Raw genomic sequence first — 19,024 nt, forward strand, 5'->3', positions numbered from 1 at the left:
TGTCGTCGAGGGTGCCATCCCCCCTGAGCTTGTTGCCGTTGGCATCGACCGCATCCATCCCGTTGTCGTCGAGGGTGCCGTCCCCCCTGAGCTTGTTGCCGTTGGCATCGACGGCGTCTACGCCGTTGTCGTCCACTCGGCCACCGGCGTGACGCTCTCCGCCCGCATGTTTGTCACCACCGGCATGGCGATCGCCCCCGGCGTGCTCGCCCTTGCCATTGTCATTACTGCCATGGCTGCTGTCGTTGCCGCTGCTTCCACTGTTGTTTCCACCACCTCCGCTGCTGCCACTGCCACCGCTTTCTCCGCCGCTACCCCCGTCCCCCCCTTTGTTGTGAACGATCAGCGAGTTGGCGATATAGCTGTGGCTGCCATCCAGGATCAGGTTGAACAGCGCCGTGGTGGGGGGGCACTCGACGGAGTACAGCGACTCGACCAACAGTTCGCACGATTGGGGGGCCAGCGCCAGATTGCCGGTGATAGCGCCCGTCGTCGGCCCGCACAGGATGCGCATGCCGGTGAACAGCGGCAGCACGGTCAGGGTCGGCAGCTCGGTGCGGGTCATGGCCGGGGAGATGGCCGCCCAGCCGCGGGAGCTCAGGAAGGGGTGCTCCGCCGTGAAGAAGGGAGGCCGATGGTTGAGGCCGTAGAGCTTCCTGTTGCCCAGCATGACCCGCTCTATGGTCAGGATCCGGTTGACCTGGCCGTACTGGTCTTGCACCCGCTCTCCCGCCTGCAGGCTATCGATGGGCCGCTCGCTCCCGTCGGCCATCAGGATGCGGGTGCCGGCGATGAAGCAGGACTTGGCATGGGCCTGGCTCAACTGCCATTCGTGGTGGGCGAAGTCATAGCTGAACGGGCTGGCAAACAGGGCGAGTGCGATGGCCGATCCCAGTAGCAGTTTGCGCTGGCTGGGTTTGAAGGGGGGCTGTGGCATGGGGGACTCCTTGTCCGGCTGGGTTGACGGAATCAAGTATAGAGCGACCCTCCTCCGAGACCCGGATCGACTGTTGACAAAACGATCTCGCTGGAAAAACGTTTTGCGTTGGCCATAAAAGTGCGTAAAATCGCGTATTCGATGCTTGTAGCAACGAATCCCGCCTAAAAAGCCAGTTTCATGCCCTCCCCAAGCAGTAAAAGGTAACAAATGACGCCTTGTTGCGCATTTCACGCCTTGAAAATGTGTTGTGATGACTGAAAAGTGTCAATTATTCCTGTCAGTCATCAAAAAATTAAGGACACCCATGTTTTCCTTGGTCAAGCAAAGTGTCGCCGGGCTGCAAATTCTATTTGTCGCCTTCGGTGCCATGGTTCTGGTGCCCCTGCTCACCGGATTGAACCCCTCCATGGCCCTGCTTGGCGCCGGTGTAGGCACCCTGCTGTTCCAGCTCTGCACCCGTCGTCAGGTGCCGATCTTCCTCGGCTCCAGCTTCGCCTTCATCGCCCCCATCATCTACGCCACCCAGACCTGGGGACTGCCGTCCACCATGTTCGGTCTGTTTGCCGCCGGCTTCATGTACTTCATCCTGGCGGCGCTGATCCGCGTGCGGGGCATGGGCTTCGTGCACAAGCTGCTGCCACCCGTGGTGATTGGCCCGGTGATCATGGTGATCGGTCTGTCGGTCGCCCAGGTCGCCTGCAACATGGCGATGGGTCGGGCCGGAGGTGAGCAGGTGGTGGCGCCTGCCACCGCGCTGACCTTGGCGGGGATCTCCCTGGCGGTGACCCTGATCGCGGCCGTGTTCTGCAAGGGCTGGATCAAGCTTATCCCCATCCTCTCCGGCGTCATCGCCGGTTATGTGGCCGCGGTGCTGATGGGCCAGGTGAGCTTCGAGGGCATGGCCAACGCCCCCTGGCTGGCGCTGCCTCACTTCGAGACCCCGGAGATCAACTGGGCTGCTGCCCTGTTCATGCTACCGGTGGCCATAGCCCCCTGCATCGAACACATTGGTGGCGTGCTCGCCATCGGTGGCGTGACCGGGCAGGACTACACCAAGAACCCGGGTCTGCACCGCACCCTGGCCGGTGACGGCATCGGGGTCTGCTTCGCCGGCTTCATCGGTGGTCCCCCCGTCACCACCTACGCCGAAGTGACAGGCGCCGTGATGATCACCCGCAACTTCAACCCGGTCACCATGACCTGGGCCGCGGTGTTCGCCGTCATCCTGGCTTTCTTCGGCAAGTTCAATGCGCTGCTCACCTCCATCCCCATGCCGGTGATGGGCGGTATCATGCTGCTGCTGTTCGGATCCATCGCCGCCATCGGTCTCAAGACCCTGGTGGAGTCCAAGGTGGATCTGGGCCTGTCCCGTAACATCGCCATCGTCGCCGTGACCCTGACCGTGGGCGTAGGCGCGCTGGAGATGAAGATCGGTGACTTCGCCCTGGCGGGCGTGGGTCTGGCCTCGGTGGCCGCCATCCTGCTGAACCTGATCCTGCCCGCGCACTCCGAGACTGGCGGCATGGATGCCGCCAAGGATTAAGGCGCTGCCCATCCTTCATCCGTGTTCGCCAAGAGGCCACCTTAGGGTGGCCTCTCTTATTTTTGGCTCAGCCTCATCTAGCCCGGTCTCCCCCGGTTCGGTGGCCTGTCGCAGGAGCCGGCGTCCCGACACACGGCCCTAGAGCTTGGCGACTACAATCATGGGCGTCGTTCACGATCGAGGAGATGGCGATGAAGAAGGCATGGATCCTGGCCCTGCTGGGGCTGATATGGGGTGGCGCGGCCCAGGCTGGCGCGGTGCGCTACGCGGTCGATGGGCAGCCGTTTGAGGGCTACTACCTGGCGGCCGGCAAGCAGGCCCCGCTGGTGCTGCTGGTACACGACTGGGACGGCCTGACTGAGTACGAGATCAAGCGGGCCGAGATGCTGGCGGCGCTCGGTTACAGCGTGTTCGCGGTGGATCTGTTCGGGGCAGGGGTCAGGCCGACCGCCGTGGAGGAGAAGAAGAAGCTCACCGGCGCTCTTTATCAGGACAGACCCAGGATGCGCAAGCTGCTCGCCGGGGCCCTGGCCGAGGCGGGCAAACTCGGTGGCCGCCTCGACAACGCGGTGGCGCTCGGGTACTGCTTCGGCGGGGCCGCCGTGCTGGAGCTGGCTCGCAGCGGCGCCGATCTCAAGGGCGTGGTGAGCGTGCACGGTGGGCTTGAGACCCCAGCCGGGCAGGATTACAAGCAGACCAAGGCCAGCCTGCTGATCCAGCATGGCAGCGCGGATCAGGCGGTGTCGCTTGATCAGTTCGCTGGGCTTATCTCCGAGCTGGAGAGCGCGGGCATCAAGCATGAGGCGATCAGTTACAGCGGCGCCCCCCATGCGTTTAGCGTCTTTGGCTCCGAGAATTACCGCGCCGATGCCGATGCCAAATCCTGGCGGCGCTTCACCGAGTTTCTCGGCGAGGTGACCAAGGGGTAGGGCCACCTTTGGTGGCTGCCATGACCAAGCCGCTAATGCCTTGTATCTGCACCTGTTTAGGATGCAGCTGGCGGGAGGGCCCGCAGAAGTTCAGTGGAAGCTGGTTATACTCATTCAATGAGGTATTCGTATCTGGTGAGAGTCGATGAGGCACCGGACTCTGATCACTGATAGTGGGTCACTGGAATTGCCTCAGACTTGTCCTGGATAAGGAGATGGACTGTCCATACAGGATGAAAGCCTTATCCCTGTGGTTATATGCGAAGGAGTAATGACATGCGTGACTTGCGTCTATGGAGTCCGATTTTGATCATGGTGCTGCTGCTGGGTTGTGCCTCCAAGGGAGACACCCCTACCGAGCAGCGCAACCACATTCAGCAGATGCGTCAACAGACGCTGTCCACGCTGTATGGACAGAATCCGAACATCAGGCAGGAAGTGGCAAGATCCAAGGGTTATGCCGTCTTTGCCAATGTTAACAACAACCTGCTACTGATCAGTGCGGGCAGCGGCTATGGCGTGCTGCGTGACAACCGGACCGGCCGTGATACCTATATGAAGATGGCAACCGCCGGGATGGGGGTGGGTATGGGGATCAAGAAATTCCAGGCCTTGATCATCTTCAACGATGCCACCGCCCTGGACAGATTCATCACCAGCGGCTTCGATGCCAGTGCCCAGGCGGATGTGGCGGCGAAATCCGCCGACGATGGCAAGGTGGTGGTCAGCGAGGCGGCCAACGCCGACTTCCAGAAGGTGAAGATGTATCAGCTCACCGAGAAGGGTGTCGCGGTGCAAGCCACCATGCAGGGTTACAAGTACTGGCCGGATGACGAACTCAACGGCACCAAATAATACCCGTATTGCTTGCAACCTCTGAAGACGCGGTGCTCTGGTGAGCACCGCGTCTTGTTATTCAAGGCACTCATTCCCCTGCTGGCACATGGACCCGATGGGGCATGCCGCCGGTACCTCACTCCAGCGCCAACACCCTCACCCACATGGCCCCTCTCCCAACTGGCTGGCGGGATAACAGCGTCAGAGACCCCGTCTCGGGGGCGATGCTGTGCAGGGCCAGATCCTGGGATTCCTGCCCGGTGACCACCAGATAGTGGCCGCTGTGGTCGATGGCAAAACCGCGGGGGCAGGGCTCGGTCGGGAAGTGGGCGAGGGCGGTCAGCTTGCCATCTTCTTCATCGACTTCAAACAAGGTCAGCAGGCTGCTGGCCCGCTCACAGGTATAGAGATAACGGCCGTTCGGGGTGAGGTGAATGTCCGCCCCCCAACGTTCCCCCTCATAGCCTGCCGGCATGATGTCCAGACTCTCCCGCGCGCTGATGCATCCATCCGCCTCCCTGTGGTAGCGATTGAGAGTGCAATCGAGTTCGTTGAGGCAGTAGAGATCGCCATTGGTCGGGTGCAGCGCCAGATGACGGGGCCCGGCGCCAGTGGCGGTGTGAATGTCCCCCAGGGGATGGGGCTCCAGCCGGTTTTGTTCATTCAAGGCGAAACGGCGAATGGCATCGTTCTTGAGACAGGCCACCAGCAGCTCCTGCTCGCCCTGCTCTGTTGTCAACAGGGTCACCGAATGGGCAGCCATCAGCTGGTCGATGCGCTGGTGCGGTGCCAGCACCCGACCGGCGGCATCCATGGGCGAGACGCTGACATGGTCGAAGGCGTAGGAGGCGGCGAAGAACAGCTTACCTCGTGCGTCGGTGCAGGTGTGGGAAGCACTGCCCACGAGCGGGGCCGATACCGGCGTCCCGAGCCGACCGTCCGCCGCTATGGGGTAGCTCAGCACCTTGAAGTCGGGCCGCACGCCTGCGTAGAGCCAGCGTTTGTCCGGGCTGATGACCAGCGGCTGCACCTCCCCCCCGGTCTGTACTTCTTGCAGCGGGACCAGCTCATGGTCCTTCAGTTGAAAGACATGAATAAACCCGCTCACCGGGTTGGCGACATAAACCACTTGCTGCATGGCAGGCTCCTGATAGTGACGGGGGCGATGATGGGGTTGCCGCCATGTCACTGGGAAAAGGGATAAGGATCTGACGGGATGGTCGCACGGATAGGACCTGGTATCCAACAAGCCTTGCACCACGCTATGGACCTTCCTCTACGGAGATGGTCAGCCTAACTGCCCCCAGATCTCTTGGATGACGGGCAGCACCGACAGGGCCAGCAGCGCCGCCATGGCATGGTTGAAGTTGCGGCGGGCACGGGGGCTCGTTAGCCAGCGTTTGAGCAGGGTGCCGCACAGGAGCCAGAGCCCGACGCAGGGGAAAGAGACGATGAAGAAGGTCAGGGCTATGGTCAGATTCTGCTGGTAGAAGCCGGCACCGGCACTGGTGAAGGCGGCGATGGCACCGGTGGCGACCACCCAGGCCTTGGCATTGACCCATTGGAACAGGGCGCCCTTGAGGAACCCCAGGGGGCGGGCAGAGGCGTCTCCCGTCACCTCGTCGGCGGAGCGGGCAATCAGCCAGGCCAGGTAGAGCAGATAGAGGGTGCCCACACACTTGATGACGAGGTGCAGGCTGGGGAAGAGGCTGAACAGCTGACCGAAGCCCAGTCCTACCAGCAACAGCATCAGGGTGAAGCCGACGCAGATCCCCATGAGCAGCGGCAGGCTGCGCCTGATCCCGAAGTTGGCACCGGCGCTCATCACCATGATGTTGTTTGGGCCTGGAGTGACCGATGCCGAGATGGCAAAGAGCACCACGGCGTAGAGATAGTCCATTGCGATCCTCGTGGGTGACATTCCGTTGTCTTCCCTATATTGGGGGCTTGCTCCCGCTTTCAAGTCCGGCTGCCCAGGTAAAAAAACAGGCTCCAATGAGGAGCCTGTTTTTTTACCTGGGCAGGAGGTCGGGATCAGGCCGGCTTGCCACCATTGGGCGGCGGCAGGGCCGGGCGGGACTCTATCTTCTGCTCATCCCCTTGTCTGTTTTTGATGTGGACATCCATCTGGTTGAACGCGATGTCGATGTTGTGTTCACGGAACAGCACATCTATCCGGCGGTTCAGCTCATCGATGGCCGGGTTGCGATCACCGAGCTCGCTCACGAAGAAGCGCAGCTCGTGATCCAGGGTGCTGGCGCCGAAGGTGAGGAAGTAGACGATGGGGGCAGGATCCTTCAAGACCCGGCTGTTCTCCGTGGCGGCCTGCATCAACAGCTTGCGGGTCAGCTCCAGGTCCGAGCCATAGGCCACCCCGACCCGGGCGATGACCCGGGTGACGGTGTCGGACAGGGACCAGTTGACCAGTCGCTCTATCATCAGCTGCTGGTTCGGGATGATCACCTCCTTGCGGTCGAAGTCGGTGAGGGTGGTCGAGCGGATGCGGATCTTGTTGACCGTCCCCGAGATGGTGCCGATGGTGACTGTGTCGCCGATCCGCACCGGACGCTCGAACAGTATGATGATGCCGGAGATGAAGTTGGAGACGATCTGCTGCATGCCAAAACCGATGCCCACCGAGAGACCGGCGGCCAGCCATTGCAGTTTCTCCCACTGGACTCCCAGCATGGCCAGCGCCGTCAGGCTGCCTATCCCGATCAACGCATAGTTGAGCATGGTGGTGAAGGCGTAGGCGGTGCCCTGGGCGAGGCGCAGCTTGGAGAGCACCAGCACCTCGAGCAGGCCTGGCAAGTTGCGGGCAAGGGACAAGGCCGCGCCGAACAGGAACAGGCCGGTCAGCACATCGCTCAGGCTGATGGGATAGAGCACCGCATTGGCGCCGGTGCCCTCACTCTTGTGCCAGAGCACCACGCTGTCGAGGTAGGTAAATACGGCGACCAGATCGGACCAGAGCCAGTAGAAGGCGACGCCGAACACCAGCAGCAGCATGATCCGGGTCAGGCGCAGGGACTGCTGGCTGGCATCCTCCAGATCCATGGGCTGCTCTTCGATGGCCTCGCCCCCTTCCGCATCCTCCTGGGACCTGTGCTCCCGCTTGGCGACGGCGCGGCGATAGGCGAGGCGGCGGGCCGCCAGCTCAAGACCCCGCAGGGCGGTGCGGTAGACCAGGCCCCAGATGATGATGAGGTAGAAGGATTCGATCAGCCGGCCGGTCAGCTTCAGGGCCGTGTAGTAGTAGCCGAGCGCCGCCAGCACCATGAGCGCCAATGGGGCCAGTGCCAGGGCGACCGCCGTCAGGGTCTGCACCATGCTGGCCTCGCCCTTGATGCGGGCGCGGGAGATGGGCAGCACCAGGTAGGCGGTCAGGCCGAGCAACAACAGGGTCAGGGCCTGCCCGATCACGTCGTTGCCAAGAGACGAAGGTTCTACCACGGCCTTGGTCGACAGCATGATGAGCGGCAGCAGGGGGAACCAGAGGTAGCGCATGCTGTTGCGCTTGGCTTGCAGCTCGGCTCGTGGCAGGCGGAAGTGAGACTCGCCAATGCCGCCGGGACGCATCACCGACAGGTAGACGCTGAACACCAGATAGCCCATAGCCAGGTTCAGGGTGATCTGAAAGATGAGCTTGGGGCTCAGCAGACCACAGTACGTCAGCCAAAGGCCGGCGGCCAGGATGAAGAGGCTGCCGGGCAGGCGCTGCAGCACGGTGTAGAGCAGGGCGCGCGGGGTGTGCCACTGGCTGTCCTGGCGGAAACGGCCGAGATCCTTGGTGATCGCCTGCTGGCGTTTGAGGAAGGTCGGCCGCTTCCACAGCAGCAGACCACCCACCAGCAGCAGCGGGAAGGCGAGCAGGGAGACCGGCAACAGCACCTCTCCCCAACCGCTCCAGTCGGGTTTGAGCACCCAGTCGGAGGCTTGCTTGTAGGCCTGGGCAGGCCAGTTGATGAACCACTTGCCATCGATGGGCTTGTTGCTGCTGACCCAGAAGATGTGTTGTTGCAGGGTGAACTCGATGGAGGCATAGACCCGGGTCAACTGCTGCTGGGTCAGCTGCAAGCTGATGGCATTGGTCAGCTGGCTGTCGAGCTGGCGGTTGAGCTGATCGAGCAGGCTGATGCGGGTGTCGAGCAGCTTGGCGAGGCTGGCCTTGTCTTCCTCGCTGACCGGCTCGCTGCTGCTGGCTACCAGGTTGTCCAGGTATTGGGTCTTCTGAAACAGCTGATCCCGCTGTTGGCTCAGTTCGAACTGGGCCAGGTGCAGGTCGGCTATCTGCTCCTCCAGGTTCTTCACCAGGGTGGAGGGCGCGGCCTCCAGCTGTTGGTAGAGCTGGTAGAGGATGCGCGACAGCAGCAGGTTGCCCTTGAGCATCTGCACCTGTTCGTTGAGGTTGCGCTCGGTCTGGGTGCCGCGCTCCAGCCAGCTCTTGGCCTGCAGGTTTTTCTGTGCGAGCGAGTTCAGGTTGGTGGTGGCCGCGATCAACTGCTGGCTGAGCTGGTAGTTGATCTCCTGCTCTTTTTGCACCAGCGGGTTGTCTGCGATGGCCACCAGCTCACCGGTCTGTTCGGCGGCCTTCTCGGTGTCGCCGAGGCGTTTGGCGCTGCTCTGCTCCTGCAGCGCCAGCAGCTTATGCTCCTCGCTGGCGAGGCGCGCGCTCTGGTAGTCGCGCTGCTTGACCGCGAGATCCTGCATGCTGGTGCGGTTATCCAGCTCCTTTTGCAGGTTCGCCAGTTGCAAGTCCAGCAACACCAGCTCGGTATTGAGCTTCATCTTCTCGGCGCTGCTGATGCTGTCACCGGAGTTCAGGCGGGAGCGGATCTCCTGGCTGCGCTGATAGGCGCGGCTCATGTTGGCCTGGGCCCGCTCGGGCAGGGTCTGCAGGCTGGTGATCTGACTGCCGATGGTGCCGAGGGCCTCCTGGGCCTCCTGCAGGTTGGCCATGATCTCGGTCTGGCGACTCTCCAGCTCTGCCAGGCTCATGCTGGCGTATTCGCTCTTGAGCTGTTCCGGGCTCTTGCCCTGGCTGAGGCCATCGAGCTTGGCGCCGATCTCTTTGAGCTCGGTGGGCAGGGTGCGCAGTCGCTGGGTCTGGGCCTTGGCCTTGGCCTGCTCCTTCTCGATGTTGTCGAGCAGACTCAGGGTGTCGGTCAGCAGCTTCTGATCGGCCTGCTGGTTGACGGTGAGGGTCTCCGACTTGCCGAGGGCATCGAGCGCTCGTTGTACCGTGGCGCGTTGGGGCAGATCCTGCGCCATGGCTTGCGGGACGCAGAGGCTGATGAGTAAACAGAGCAGCGGCAACAGGGTGGCCGAGACTCTTCTGAACTGTGTTGAGGGCATATAACTTCCGGGTTATTACGCGAAATTTGGGAGGTTTCCCTCGAGGGGGGAAATCCGCGTGAATTCTAACACCGGCCGGGAAGGGGAAGCAGAGGGCAACATAAAAAAAACGGCGCCCGAAGGCGCCGTTTCATCGGTTCAGTACGAATTAGAGTACGTGAACGGAGGCGGTGTTGGTCGTGCCGCTCGGCACCAGGGCACCGGAAACCATGACGACGACGTCACCTTTCAGACCCATGCCGCTGGCCAGCGCCGCTTCTTTACCGATGCGATAGAAATCGTCGGTAGAGGCGATGCTGTCAACCACGTGAGCCATCACACCCTTGGTCAGGACCAGCTGGGCGGCGGTTTTCTGGTTGGTGGTGATGGCCAGGATCCAGGCTTTCGGGAAGTACTTGCGAATGGCCTTGGCAGACTTGCCGCCTTCGGTGGCAACCACGATCAGCGGGGCATCCAGCTTCTCGGAGGTCTCTACCGCGCCTTTGCAGACGGCTTCGGTGATGCGCAGCTTGTTGCTGTCGTTGGCAGCAGACAGGTTGGACGGCATCACGGCGTCGGTGCGCTCGCAGATGGTGGCCATGATGGTCACGGCTTCCAGCGGGTATTTACCCTTGGCGGACTCACCGGACAGCATGACGGCATCGGTGCCATCCAGCACGGCGTTCGCCACGTCGCCAGCTTCGGCGCGGGTCGGACGCGGGTTCTTGATCATGGAATCAAGCATCTGGGTGGCGGTGATGACCACTTTACGTGCCTTGTTGCACTTGGTGATGATCATCTTCTGGGCGAAGATCACCTCTTCAACCGGGATTTCCACACCCATGTCGCCACGGGCGACCATGATGCCGTCGGATACGGCCAGGATCTCGTCGAAGTTGTCCAGGCCTTCCTGGTTTTCGATCTTGGAGATGATCTGGATGGCTTCGCCACCGTGGGCCTTCAGGTGCTCACGGATTTCCAGCACGTCTTCTTTCTTGCGGATGAAGGACGCAGCAACGAAATCAACGCCTTGCTCGCAACCGAAGATGAGATCGCGCTTGTCTTTCTCGGCCAGGGCCGGCAGCTTGATGGAGACGCCCGGCAGGTTGACGCCCTTGTTCTCGCCCAGATCACCGTTGTTCAGCACCTTGCAGATGACTTCACGTTCGGTGATTTCGATGACGTCCAGACCGATCAGGCCGTCATCCACCAGGATGCGGTTGCCGACGCGCAGGTCGCTGGCGAAGCCGGCGTAGGTCACGGCGACGGTGTCTTTGTTGCCAACCACGGTCTGGTCGGTGGTGAAGGTGAAGGTCTGGCCAGCGACCAGAGAGACATCGTTGCCACCTTCCAGCTTCATGGTACGGATTTCCGGACCCTTGGTATCCAGCAGAATGGCTGCGCGGGTGCCGGTTTCGGCCATGACTTCACGCAGGTTGCTGATACGGGTGCCGTGCTCGGCGTAATCACCGTGGGAGAAGTTCAGACGCATGACGTTCATGCCGGCATCCAGCATCTTGGTCAGCATTTCTTTGGATTCGGTCTTGGGACCGATGGTGCAGACGATTTTGGTCTTTTTCATGGGAGTCTTCATGGTTAAGGAGTTTCCGCCGAGCAATATACACCAGTTTTTGGATACTTTTTATGATCCAGAAACAACGTTTTGAGCTAAAACCGCCTCATTTCACAAGATAACGTTTTCGCTCACTGTTGATTTTAGGGGCTAAAATAATTGGTTTCCCAGATCTCAGCCCATTTGGTTCCCCTTCCTCGAGCGCATCGGCTTCGAACGGATGTTGTTAAATAACCAACAACGACGTCAGGGCTGAGGGGGAGATCGGCGGTTTATGGCCGAGCCGCCACCAAGTGTAGTGAGGAGGCCGTCGGTTGCCAGCGGGAGGGGCATAAAGGAAGCTCGTTGAGGGAAAAAAGGCGCCGTTGTCACCAGCGGCGCCTCTCATTTATATGATCAGCAGCGGATGATCCCGTGGCTTGGGATCAGCCGAAGAACCAGTAGCCGCGGTTGACCAACCGGGTCAGCAGTTGCAGGAAGCCGGCCTGATCGGCGAGCTCCACCATGTCGACCTGGGTGATGATGTCCTTGTCACACAGCAGCGAAATAGCGGCAGCGTCTTCGCTCTGCAGGGTCCAGGCTTCGCCGTCGATGTAGCACTGCTGGTTGTCGCCGCTGAACCAGACGGAGCGCAGGCCCGGCACCTTGATGGCGGGCTCGCCCTGAGTCAGCAGATCGGCGATTTCCTCGGCGCTGTAGTCAGGCTCGACCGGGTTCACGTCCAGATCGTGCTTGGCCTCGGAGATCATGGTGCCGAACCACTCCTTGAACAGGGTCTCGTCATCCAGGGCCTGCTGCATCAATTCGCGCAGGCGGTGCATCTCGTGGGGCAGGATCTCGCCGTGACGGGCGCGGGGCTTGAGGTCCGGATCGCCATAACGCTCGGTACGCACCTCGTTGTCGATCAGGTGATCGGCAAACGACGAGATGAGCGCCTTGGCGTCCGGCGCGCGGAAGCCCACCGAGAAGTTCAGGGAGGGCTCGATGGCGTAGCCTTCGTGGGGGAATCCGGGCGGGATGTAGAGGATGTCGCCCGGCTCCATGATGACGTCGATGATCGCCTCGAACGGCTCGCAGTGCAGCAGGGCCGCGTGGGCGGCGAACTCGCTCCGGGGCGTTGCATCGCCGACGCGCCAGTGGCGCTTGCCCTGACCCTGGGTGATGAACACATCGTAGTTGTCGATGTGGGGGCCGACGCCGCCGTGGGGAGTGGAGAAGCTCACCATCACATCGTCAAAGCGCCAGCCCGGGATGAACTGGAACGGCAGCGCCAGCTCGTTGACCTCGGGGGCCCAGTGGTTGCAGGCCTGCACCAGCACGGTCCAGTTCTCTTCCCCCAGGTGATCGTAAGACTCGAAGGGGCCGTGGGCGGCTTCCCACTTGCCGTCGAAACGGGTCACCAGGCGGGATTCCACCACCTCTTCCATGGCCAGGCCCGCCAGCTCGTCCGGGCTGATGGGATCCTGAAAATTCTTGAAGCCGCCCTTGATAAGGAGCGGGCGCTTCTGCCAATGGTGCTCGAGGAAGTGAGCGATATCCAGATTGAGTTCGTACATGGTGTTTCTCGTATCTTGTGAGAGATCTTGCCCAAATCGGGTTTGGGCAAGGGCTCTGATATGGCCCAATAGCCAATGAGGCCATTGAGTGGGCCAAAATCAACAGGGGCCCTGCAGCCATTGCAGGGCCCCCGTCGGTTCGGTTTAACCGCTTATTTCAGCAGATCCACCAGACGCTGGGCCTGACCGAGGTAGTTGGCCGGGGTCAGCTTCTTCAGCTCTACCTTCACCTCTTCTGGCAGCTCCAGGGTGTCGATAAAGGTGCGCATGCCTTCGGCGTCGACGCGGCGACCCCGGGTCAATTCTTTCAGCTTCTCGTAGGGCTTCTCGATGCCGTAACGGCGCATCACAGTCTGGATAGGCTCGGCCAGCACTTCCCAGTTGGCGTCCAGATCGGCGGCCATGGCCGCGCTGTTGGCTTCCAGCTTGGAGATCCCCTTCAGAGTCGCCTGATAGGCGATCAGGGAATAGCCGACGGCGACGCCGAGGTTGCGCAGTACGGTCGAGTCGGTGAGATCACGCTGCCAGCGGGAGATAGGCAGCTTGCTCGCCAGGTGCTGGAACACGGCATTGGCCAGCCCCAGGTTGCCTTCGGAGTTCTCGAAGTCGATGGGGTTGACCTTGTGCGGCATGGTGGAGGAGCCGATCTCGCCCGCGATAGTGCGCTGCTTGAAGTGACCCAGCGAAATGTAGCCCCATACATCGCGGTCGAAGTCGATCAGTATGGTGTTGAAGCGGGCCATGGCGTCGAACAACTCGGCGATGTAGTCGTGCGGCTCGATCTGGGTGGTGTAGGGGTTCCAGGTCAGGCCCAGAGAAGTGACGAACTCCTCGGAGAACTGGTGCCAGTCGACGTCCGGGTAGGCGCTGACGTGGGCGTTGTAGTTGCCGACCGCGCCGTTGATCTTGCCCAGGATCTCGACCGCCATGATCTGCTTGTACTGGCGCTCCAGGCGATAGGCGACGTTGGCCATCTCCTTGCCCATGGTGCTCGGGGTCGCCGGCTGGCCGTGGGTACGGGACAGCAGCGGCATGTCGCGGTATTCATGGGCCAGGCGCTTGAGCTCGCTAATCAGCTTCTCGCAGTAAGGCTTGATCACCTGGTCGCGGGCGGTTTTCAGCATCAGGCCGTGGGAGTTGTTGTTGATGTCTTCCGAGGTGCAGGCGAAGTGGATGAATTCGGAGATGGCGGCCAGCTCCGGGTCCACTTCCACCTTCTCTTTGAGGAAGTACTCCACCGCTTTCACATCATGGTTGGTGGTGCGCTCGATCTGTTTGATGCGGGCGGCGTCACTCTCGTTGAAGTTGAGGACGATGCCGTCGAGCAGGGCGCTCGCGGCCGCGCTCAGGGCTGGGACTTCCGGGATCCCGGCGTGGCTTGCCAGTTTTTGCAACCAGCGTACCTCGACTTCGACGCGAAAACGCAGCAGGCCGAATTCGGAGAAGATAGGACGCAGGGCATCGGCCTTGTCGCCATAACGACCGTCAATCGGGGAAACAGCAGTCAGCGCGGACAGCTCCATGGGGTGAACTCCTGATGTGTGTGGGGGGTTAGAAACTCAAAAACGTTTGGCCAGTTCCACCATCTTCTTGCGCGCGAAGATGATCTGGGTACGGCTGCCGCCAAGCTGGCGCCACAGCACGCAGGCACGGATGCCCGCCAGCAGCAGGGCGCGCACCTTGTGCTGCACCAGCGGCTGTTGCAGGAACAGCGGGGTGCCCGCAATCTGGATGCGCGGCCCTATGGGGCTGATGAGATCGCTGTAGATGCTCGCCATGTTGGCCAGGATCTGCTCGTCGAGCAGATCGAAATGCTGTTGCTGACGGCCGATCTGCCCGATCCGCTCCCCCAGCATGTTGAGGATGTCCTTGCGCTTGGCGAGCTTGCGCTCCAGCGCAATCAGGCTGACCACGTAGCGAGTCAGTTCGGCGTTCTTCTGGTTGCTGGTGCCGAGTTGCTCCACCAGGGCGCGGTAGCCGTCGCGGATCGCGAGGTGGCTGCCGAACACTTCCAGCGGCTGTTTGGGATTGGTCACCAGCACGCTTTGCAGGCTTTCGCGCAGGGAGGCCTCGTCACAGCTGCCATCACGGGCCACTTTTTGCACCAGATAGGCCGCCTGGCAGATGCCGGCGAAAGCCATTGTTCTGTCTTGGAATTTGTCGCTCACGTCTGCTGCCTTCTGTTAAGGATTCAAACCGGATGGCTGAAACGCTGTTCGATGATGCCACCGCCCAGACACTCTTCCCCGTCGTAGAAGACGGCAGACTGCCCCGGGGTCACCGCCGCCTGTTTCTCATCGAAGATGACCCGAATGGTCTGGTCGTCGATGGGCTGGATGAGGCAGGGGATGTCTTCCTGGCGATAGCGGGTCTTGACGGTGCAGCGGCGCGGCGCGCGGATCGGGGTGCGATCCACCCAGTGCAATTGGCTCGCGATCAGGCCATCGGAGTAGAGACGGGGATGCTCGCCCTGCGCCACCACCAGCACGTTGCGCTCCACTTCCTTGTCCACCACGTACCAGGCCTCCTCGGTGGCGTCTTTGCGGCCACCGATGCCGAGCCCCTTGCGCTGACCCAGGGTGTGATACATCAGACCCTGGTGCTCGCCGATCACCTTGCCATCCACGGTTTCGATGGGGCCGGGCTGGGCAGGCAGGAACTTGGCGAGGAAGTCCTTGAACTTGCGCTCACCGATGAAGCAGATGCCGGTGGAGTCTTTCTTCTTGGCGGTGACGAGATCGAGCTGCTCGGCGATGCGGCGCACCTCCGGCTTCTCCAGATCCCCGACCGGGAACAGGCTCTGACCGACCTGAGCTTCGCTCAAGGTGTAGAGGAAGTAGCTCTGATCCTTGTTGCCATCGAGACCGCGCAGCAGGCGCGGACGGCCAGTGCTGTCGTCACGGCGCACATAGTGGCCGGTGGCGATGTAGGTGGCACCCAGCTCTTCGGCGGCAAACTCCAGGAACGCCTTGAACTTGATCTCCTTGTTGCACAGGATATCGGGGTTCGGGGTGCGGCCCGCCTTGTACTCGGCCAGGAAGTGCTCGAACACGTTGTCCCAGTACTCGGCGGCGAAGTTGATGGTGTGCAGCTTCATGTCCAGCTTGTCGCAGACGGCCTGAGCGTCAGCCAAATCCTGGGAGGCAGAGCAATACTCGTCCGTGTCGTCTTCTTCCCAGTTCTTCATGAACAAACCTTCGACCTGATAACCCTGCTGCTGGAGCAAGTAGGCCGAGACGGAAGAATCCACGCCGCCGGACATGCCGACGATCACCTTGATTTGGCTGTTGTCTGTCATTAGTCGAAGTTACCAGTTCGTTTAAACGGGGCGTATTCTACCAGAGTTTTGCGCCCCCGGTCACATCTCCCTGCCGTCGTTCCTCTCGGGAGCCCGGCGACGGGAAATCGTTTTTCTGTTTGTCGGCACCATGATGAAAGAAATGGCACCAAATGATCCTAAATGGCCTGTTCAGGAGCTGTCACGAGAGGTCGGCAGCAAGGTAAAGAGCAGCGCAGGAACCGGAGTGTGTAAATACACATGAGCTTTCCTGATTACAAACAAGCGAGCAGCACATGAGCCTTGATCACGGCCTCGCAGTAAGATCGTGGACAGGCTTCAAATAAAGGCTTTGAGCGCCGACAGTGGCAGGCGAGCGCCCCCCAGATAATCCTGGATGCACTGCCACACCAGCGGACTTCTCAGGGCCGGTTTGCACTCGGCGATCTCGTCCAGGGTGAGCCAGTGGCAGGCCAGCACGTCGCCGTCGGGATCCTCTGGATGGTGCTGACCCGGCGCCTTTTCAAGATCAAACACCAGGGCGGTGCGCACGAAGGTGGCCTCGCTGTCGGCCGGTTTGAACAGATAGACCCCCAGCCAGGCGTTGGGACGGGCGCAGAGCCCGGTCTCCTCTTTCAGCTCGCGGCAGGCGGCCTCGATCAGGTTCTCCCCCGGCTCCACATGGCCGGCGGGCTGGTTGAAGCGGCGCTTGCCCGCGATTTCCTCCTCCACCAGCAGGAAGCGGCCCTGCCAGTGCACCAGGGCGGCCACCGTCAATCTGGCGGGCAACGGGGGGTGATCAGTCATAAGGACTCCTTGTCTCTCGTGTTCATTCAGGATTGGCCGTTGCCGTTGCCGTTGCCGTTGCCGTTGCCGTTGCCGTTGCCGTTGCCGTTGCCGTTGCCGGCGCGAGCCGGACGGCGGGCGGTGCCGCGGCCGGTGCTGCGGGGTTTGCCGTCCGTAGGCTGGGCGGGACTGGCGTTGGTGGCATGGGGCCTGCTATTTCCCGCCGCGTCAGCAGCATCTCGCGCTGCCTTTGGTCGATTATGATCGCGTAATTTATCGCCAAATTGCTTTGGTGTAGCGGTTCTGACTGGCCTCTCCGGCGTTGATTGGCGGCCTCGGTGCGGAGTATTGGCGCGCGGGAGCGCTGCCAGCTCGGGGGCGGGCAGGCTGCAGCTCTCGCCACACGCCAGATCGTCCAGGGTCCAGTCACCGATGGCGTAGCGAATGAGGCGCAGAGTGGGGTGACCTATGTGGGCCGTCATGCGCCGCACCTGGCGGTTGCGTCCCTCCACTATCTTGATCTCGAGCCAGCAGGTGGGGATCTCCTTGCGCTCGCGGATCGGCGGATTGCGCGGCCAGACGGCGGGCGAATCCATGATCCGCGCCCCGGCGGGCAGGGTCATGCCGTCGTTCAGCTCGACTCCTGCGCGCAGGGCTGCCAGTTTCTCTTCGCTCGGCACCCCTTCCACCTGCACCCAGTAGGTCTTGGGGGTCTTCTCCCCCGGCTGGGTGAGGCGGGCCTGCAGCTTGCCGTCGTTGGTGAGCAGCAAGAGCCCCTCACTGTCTCTGTCCAGCCGGCCAGCGGCATAGATGCCGGGCTCACGGATGTAATCCTTGAGGGTCTCCCGTCCCGCCTCGTCGGTGAACTGGCAGAGCACCATGTAGGGCTTGTTCAGCAGCAGCAACTTGCGATCGGCTGGCGCCAGCTCCGGCTTGCGCTCCGTGCCGGTAGCTTGGCGAGCCTGCTGAATGCGGGGCTTGACTGCCCCCTTGGCAGGGCGCTGGGAGAGGGAGAGACGGGGACGGGCAGATTTCATCGCATGCACACCAAAAGCAGAGGATGCGCGATTGTATCACAGGGGGATCGGCTGGCAGATGAACGAAGCTGGCTCACGCCAGCGCAAAAACGTCGATGAGCCTGATCAGCTCAGCAGGCCTTCGATGACGATGGCCTGCCGGGCGGGGGAGGAGCTTGCGTGCAAGAGCGCCATGCTGACTGTCTCATCCATCAGGGCGCGGGCCAGTCGGGTGAGGGGGCGCAGCTGTTCGGGGGCGAGGCCGCTTGGGATGGCCAGCAGTATGAGGGTGCTGACCGGGCCGAGCGCCGATCCCCAGTGGATGGGCTCATCGCAGCTCAATAGCGAGAGGGTGGGCTGGCGGATGGCGGGGCAGATCACATGGGGCATGGCCAGCCCCGGCCGGATGATGGTGGCGGCCAGCTGCTCGCGCGCGTGAATGGCCTGCTCCAGCGCGGGTCTGTCGCGCACCCGCTCCCCGGGCAGCAAGTCCACCAGCACCCTCAGGGCCAGGGCCTTGTCGAGGGGGGCGTTGGCGTGGCCGAGTTGAGCGAGGGAGAAGCAGTAATCGGGCAGGGCGAGGCCAAGGCGCTGCTCGGCCTGGGCGGCCGTGCCCGGCCGACCGAGCGGCTGGCCCAGCTCCCCGCACCAGCAGGTAAAGGCCATGTGGGCGAGCTCGGCGTCCAGCCCCTCGATCAGCAGTTGGCAGAGATCCCCGGGCTGGGTGGCCAGGGTGAGCAGGGCGAGCTGGTTGGCCGCCCCCACGCTCTGGCGACGGGTCATGTTGATGAACTGGATGTGGGACTTGAACAGCCCGGCCAGCCGGCAGAGCTGCTTGGCCTGGGTGATGGTCAGGCCCTGGCGGCAGCAGAAGGTGAGCTCGCGGCGCAGCATTCAGGCGCCGCTGATGGACGCTTTGAGCACGGCTATCGCATCGAGCAGCACGGCCTCCAGCGGGACCTGGCGCAGGGGGCAGCCGAGGAAGCGATCCTTCTGTTCGATCTCGATATCGGAGGCGATCAGCACCAGATCGGCGACGGCGATGTCCCGGGCGGTCAGCACGTTCTCCAGCCCCATGGCGCCCTGGGTTTCGACCTTGATCTTCAGTCCCAGCTTGTCGGCGGCTTTTTGCAGCGCCTCGGCGGCCATGTAGGTGTGGGCGATGCCGGTGGGGCAGGCGGTGACGGCGAGGATCTTCATGGGCTCTCGAAGCAAATTGAGGTGGGGCAACAA

The 19,024-nt window shown here is 62.0% G+C and carries 16 protein-coding genes; 3 read left to right on the plus strand and 13 right to left on the minus strand.

The genetic code is table 11. The features are described 5' to 3' along the window. The coding region (locus LG30_RS0108700; RefSeq protein WP_033130320.1) for a hint domain-containing protein at window positions 1–937 on the minus strand (937 nt) is incomplete at its 3' end. A gap of 307 nt (window positions 938–1,244) precedes the next feature. On the opposite strand from LG30_RS0108700, the gene LG30_RS0108705 reads away from it, so the two are divergent. The 3 genes from LG30_RS0108705 to LG30_RS0108715 all read left to right on the plus strand — a co-directional run bounded on the left by LG30_RS0108705 (window position 1,245) and on the right by LG30_RS0108715 (window position 4,267). After that, on the plus strand, window positions 1,245–2,483 hold the full coding sequence (locus tag LG30_RS0108705) for a uracil-xanthine permease family protein (RefSeq protein ID WP_033130321.1): 1,239 nt from the start codon (window positions 1,245–1,247) through the stop codon (window positions 2,481–2,483). A gap of 191 nt (window positions 2,484–2,674) precedes the next feature. Continuing rightward, a complete protein-coding gene (locus tag LG30_RS0108710; RefSeq protein ID WP_033130322.1) occupies window positions 2,675–3,412 on the plus strand; it encodes a dienelactone hydrolase family protein in 738 nt (245 codons plus the stop codon). A 276-nt stretch (window positions 3,413–3,688) separates the two neighbouring features. Further along, window positions 3,689–4,267, plus strand: coding sequence for a lipid-binding SYLF domain-containing protein (locus LG30_RS0108715; RefSeq protein WP_238566407.1), 579 nt, complete (start codon window positions 3,689–3,691; stop codon window positions 4,265–4,267). 118 nt (window positions 4,268–4,385) lie between these two features. On the opposite strand, the gene pgl is transcribed toward LG30_RS0108715, so the two are convergent. The 12 genes from pgl to LG30_RS0108775 form a co-directional block, all read right to left on the minus strand. Continuing rightward, entirely contained in the window at window positions 4,386–5,387 is a 1,002-nt protein-coding gene (gene pgl / locus LG30_RS0108720) for a 6-phosphogluconolactonase (protein WP_033130323.1), read from the minus strand. Between the two features lie 150 nt (window positions 5,388–5,537). After that, the gene (locus LG30_RS0108725; RefSeq protein ID WP_033130324.1) at window positions 5,538–6,149 is read right to left on the minus strand and encodes a LysE family translocator; all 612 of its coding nucleotides are present in this window, start codon (window positions 6,147–6,149) and stop codon (window positions 5,538–5,540) included. A gap of 134 nt (window positions 6,150–6,283) precedes the next feature. Beyond that, on the minus strand, window positions 6,284–9,604 hold the full coding sequence (gene mscK, locus LG30_RS0108730; RefSeq protein ID WP_033130325.1) for a mechanosensitive channel MscK: 3,321 nt from the start codon (window positions 9,602–9,604) through the stop codon (window positions 6,284–6,286). A gap of 148 nt (window positions 9,605–9,752) precedes the next feature. Further along, window positions 9,753–11,165, minus strand: coding sequence for a pyruvate kinase PykF (gene pykF, locus LG30_RS0108735; RefSeq protein WP_033130326.1), 1,413 nt, complete (start codon window positions 11,163–11,165; stop codon window positions 9,753–9,755). A gap of 416 nt (window positions 11,166–11,581) precedes the next feature. Continuing rightward, complete coding sequence (locus tag LG30_RS0108740; RefSeq protein ID WP_033130327.1) at window positions 11,582–12,712, minus strand: ribosomal protein uL16 3-hydroxylase; 1,131 nt, start codon at window positions 12,710–12,712, stop codon at window positions 11,582–11,584. Between the two features lie 152 nt (window positions 12,713–12,864). Then, on the minus strand, window positions 12,865–14,235 hold the full coding sequence (purB, locus tag LG30_RS0108745; protein WP_033130328.1) for an adenylosuccinate lyase: 1,371 nt from the start codon (window positions 14,233–14,235) through the stop codon (window positions 12,865–12,867). 36 nt (window positions 14,236–14,271) lie between these two features. Further along, complete coding sequence (gene hflD, locus LG30_RS0108750) at window positions 14,272–14,880, minus strand: high frequency lysogenization protein HflD (RefSeq protein ID WP_033130329.1); 609 nt, start codon at window positions 14,878–14,880, stop codon at window positions 14,272–14,274. Between the two features lie 23 nt (window positions 14,881–14,903). Continuing rightward, window positions 14,904–16,010: a tRNA 2-thiouridine(34) synthase MnmA gene (gene mnmA / locus LG30_RS0108755; RefSeq protein WP_033130330.1), complete on the minus strand. Its 1,107-nt coding sequence runs from the start codon at window positions 16,008–16,010 to the stop codon at window positions 14,904–14,906. A 318-nt stretch (window positions 16,011–16,328) separates the two neighbouring features. After that, entirely contained in the window at window positions 16,329–16,796 is a 468-nt protein-coding gene (locus LG30_RS0108760) for an NUDIX hydrolase (protein ID WP_033130331.1), read from the minus strand. A 26-nt stretch (window positions 16,797–16,822) separates the two neighbouring features. Next, on the minus strand, window positions 16,823–17,812 hold the full coding sequence (locus LG30_RS0108765) for a pseudouridine synthase (RefSeq protein ID WP_052100938.1): 990 nt from the start codon (window positions 17,810–17,812) through the stop codon (window positions 16,823–16,825). A gap of 105 nt (window positions 17,813–17,917) precedes the next feature. Next, entirely contained in the window at window positions 17,918–18,685 is a 768-nt protein-coding gene (locus tag LG30_RS0108770) for a PTS sugar transporter subunit IIA (protein ID WP_033130332.1), read from the minus strand. Continuing rightward, window positions 18,686–18,991, minus strand: coding sequence for a PTS fructose transporter subunit IIB (locus LG30_RS0108775; RefSeq protein WP_033130333.1), 306 nt, complete (start codon window positions 18,989–18,991; stop codon window positions 18,686–18,688). Between the last annotated feature and the right edge of the window lie 33 nt (window positions 18,992–19,024).

Source organism: Aeromonas aquatica (genome assembly GCF_000764655.1).
Classification (GTDB): Bacteria; Pseudomonadota; Gammaproteobacteria; order Enterobacterales; family Aeromonadaceae; genus Aeromonas; species Aeromonas aquatica.

What these genes read in the sequence shown, in the direction of transcription:
- LG30_RS0108705 (WP_033130321.1), top strand. Translation starts at nt 1,245, where the DNA reads ATGTTTTCCTTGGTCAAGCAAAGTGTCGCCGGGCTGCAAATTCTATTT.
- LG30_RS0108710 (WP_033130322.1), top strand. Translation starts at nt 2,675, where the DNA reads ATGAAGAAGGCATGGATCCTGGCCCTGCTGGGGCTGATATGGGGTGGC.
- LG30_RS0108715 (WP_238566407.1), top strand. Translation starts at nt 3,689, where the DNA reads ATGCGTGACTTGCGTCTATGGAGTCCGATTTTGATCATGGTGCTGCTG.
- pgl (WP_033130323.1), bottom strand. Translation starts at nt 5,387, where the DNA reads ATGCAGCAAGTGGTTTATGTCGCCAACCCGGTGAGCGGGTTTATTCAT.
- LG30_RS0108725 (WP_033130324.1), bottom strand. Translation starts at nt 6,149, where the DNA reads ATGGACTATCTCTACGCCGTGGTGCTCTTTGCCATCTCGGCATCGGTC.
- mscK (WP_033130325.1), bottom strand. Translation starts at nt 9,604, where the DNA reads ATGCCCTCAACACAGTTCAGAAGAGTCTCGGCCACCCTGTTGCCGCTG.
- pykF (WP_033130326.1), bottom strand. Translation starts at nt 11,165, where the DNA reads ATGAAAAAGACCAAAATCGTCTGCACCATCGGTCCCAAGACCGAATCC.
- LG30_RS0108740 (WP_033130327.1), bottom strand. Translation starts at nt 12,712, where the DNA reads ATGTACGAACTCAATCTGGATATCGCTCACTTCCTCGAGCACCATTGG.
- purB (WP_033130328.1), bottom strand. Translation starts at nt 14,235, where the DNA reads ATGGAGCTGTCCGCGCTGACTGCTGTTTCCCCGATTGACGGTCGTTAT.
- mnmA (WP_033130330.1), bottom strand. Translation starts at nt 16,010, where the DNA reads ATGACAGACAACAGCCAAATCAAGGTGATCGTCGGCATGTCCGGCGGC.
- LG30_RS0108760 (WP_033130331.1), bottom strand. Translation starts at nt 16,796, where the DNA reads ATGACTGATCACCCCCCGTTGCCCGCCAGATTGACGGTGGCCGCCCTG.
- LG30_RS0108765 (WP_052100938.1), bottom strand. Translation starts at nt 17,812, where the DNA reads ATGAAATCTGCCCGTCCCCGTCTCTCCCTCTCCCAGCGCCCTGCCAAG.
- LG30_RS0108770 (WP_033130332.1), bottom strand. Translation starts at nt 18,685, where the DNA reads ATGCTGCGCCGCGAGCTCACCTTCTGCTGCCGCCAGGGCCTGACCATC.
- LG30_RS0108775 (WP_033130333.1), bottom strand. Translation starts at nt 18,991, where the DNA reads ATGAAGATCCTCGCCGTCACCGCCTGCCCCACCGGCATCGCCCACACC.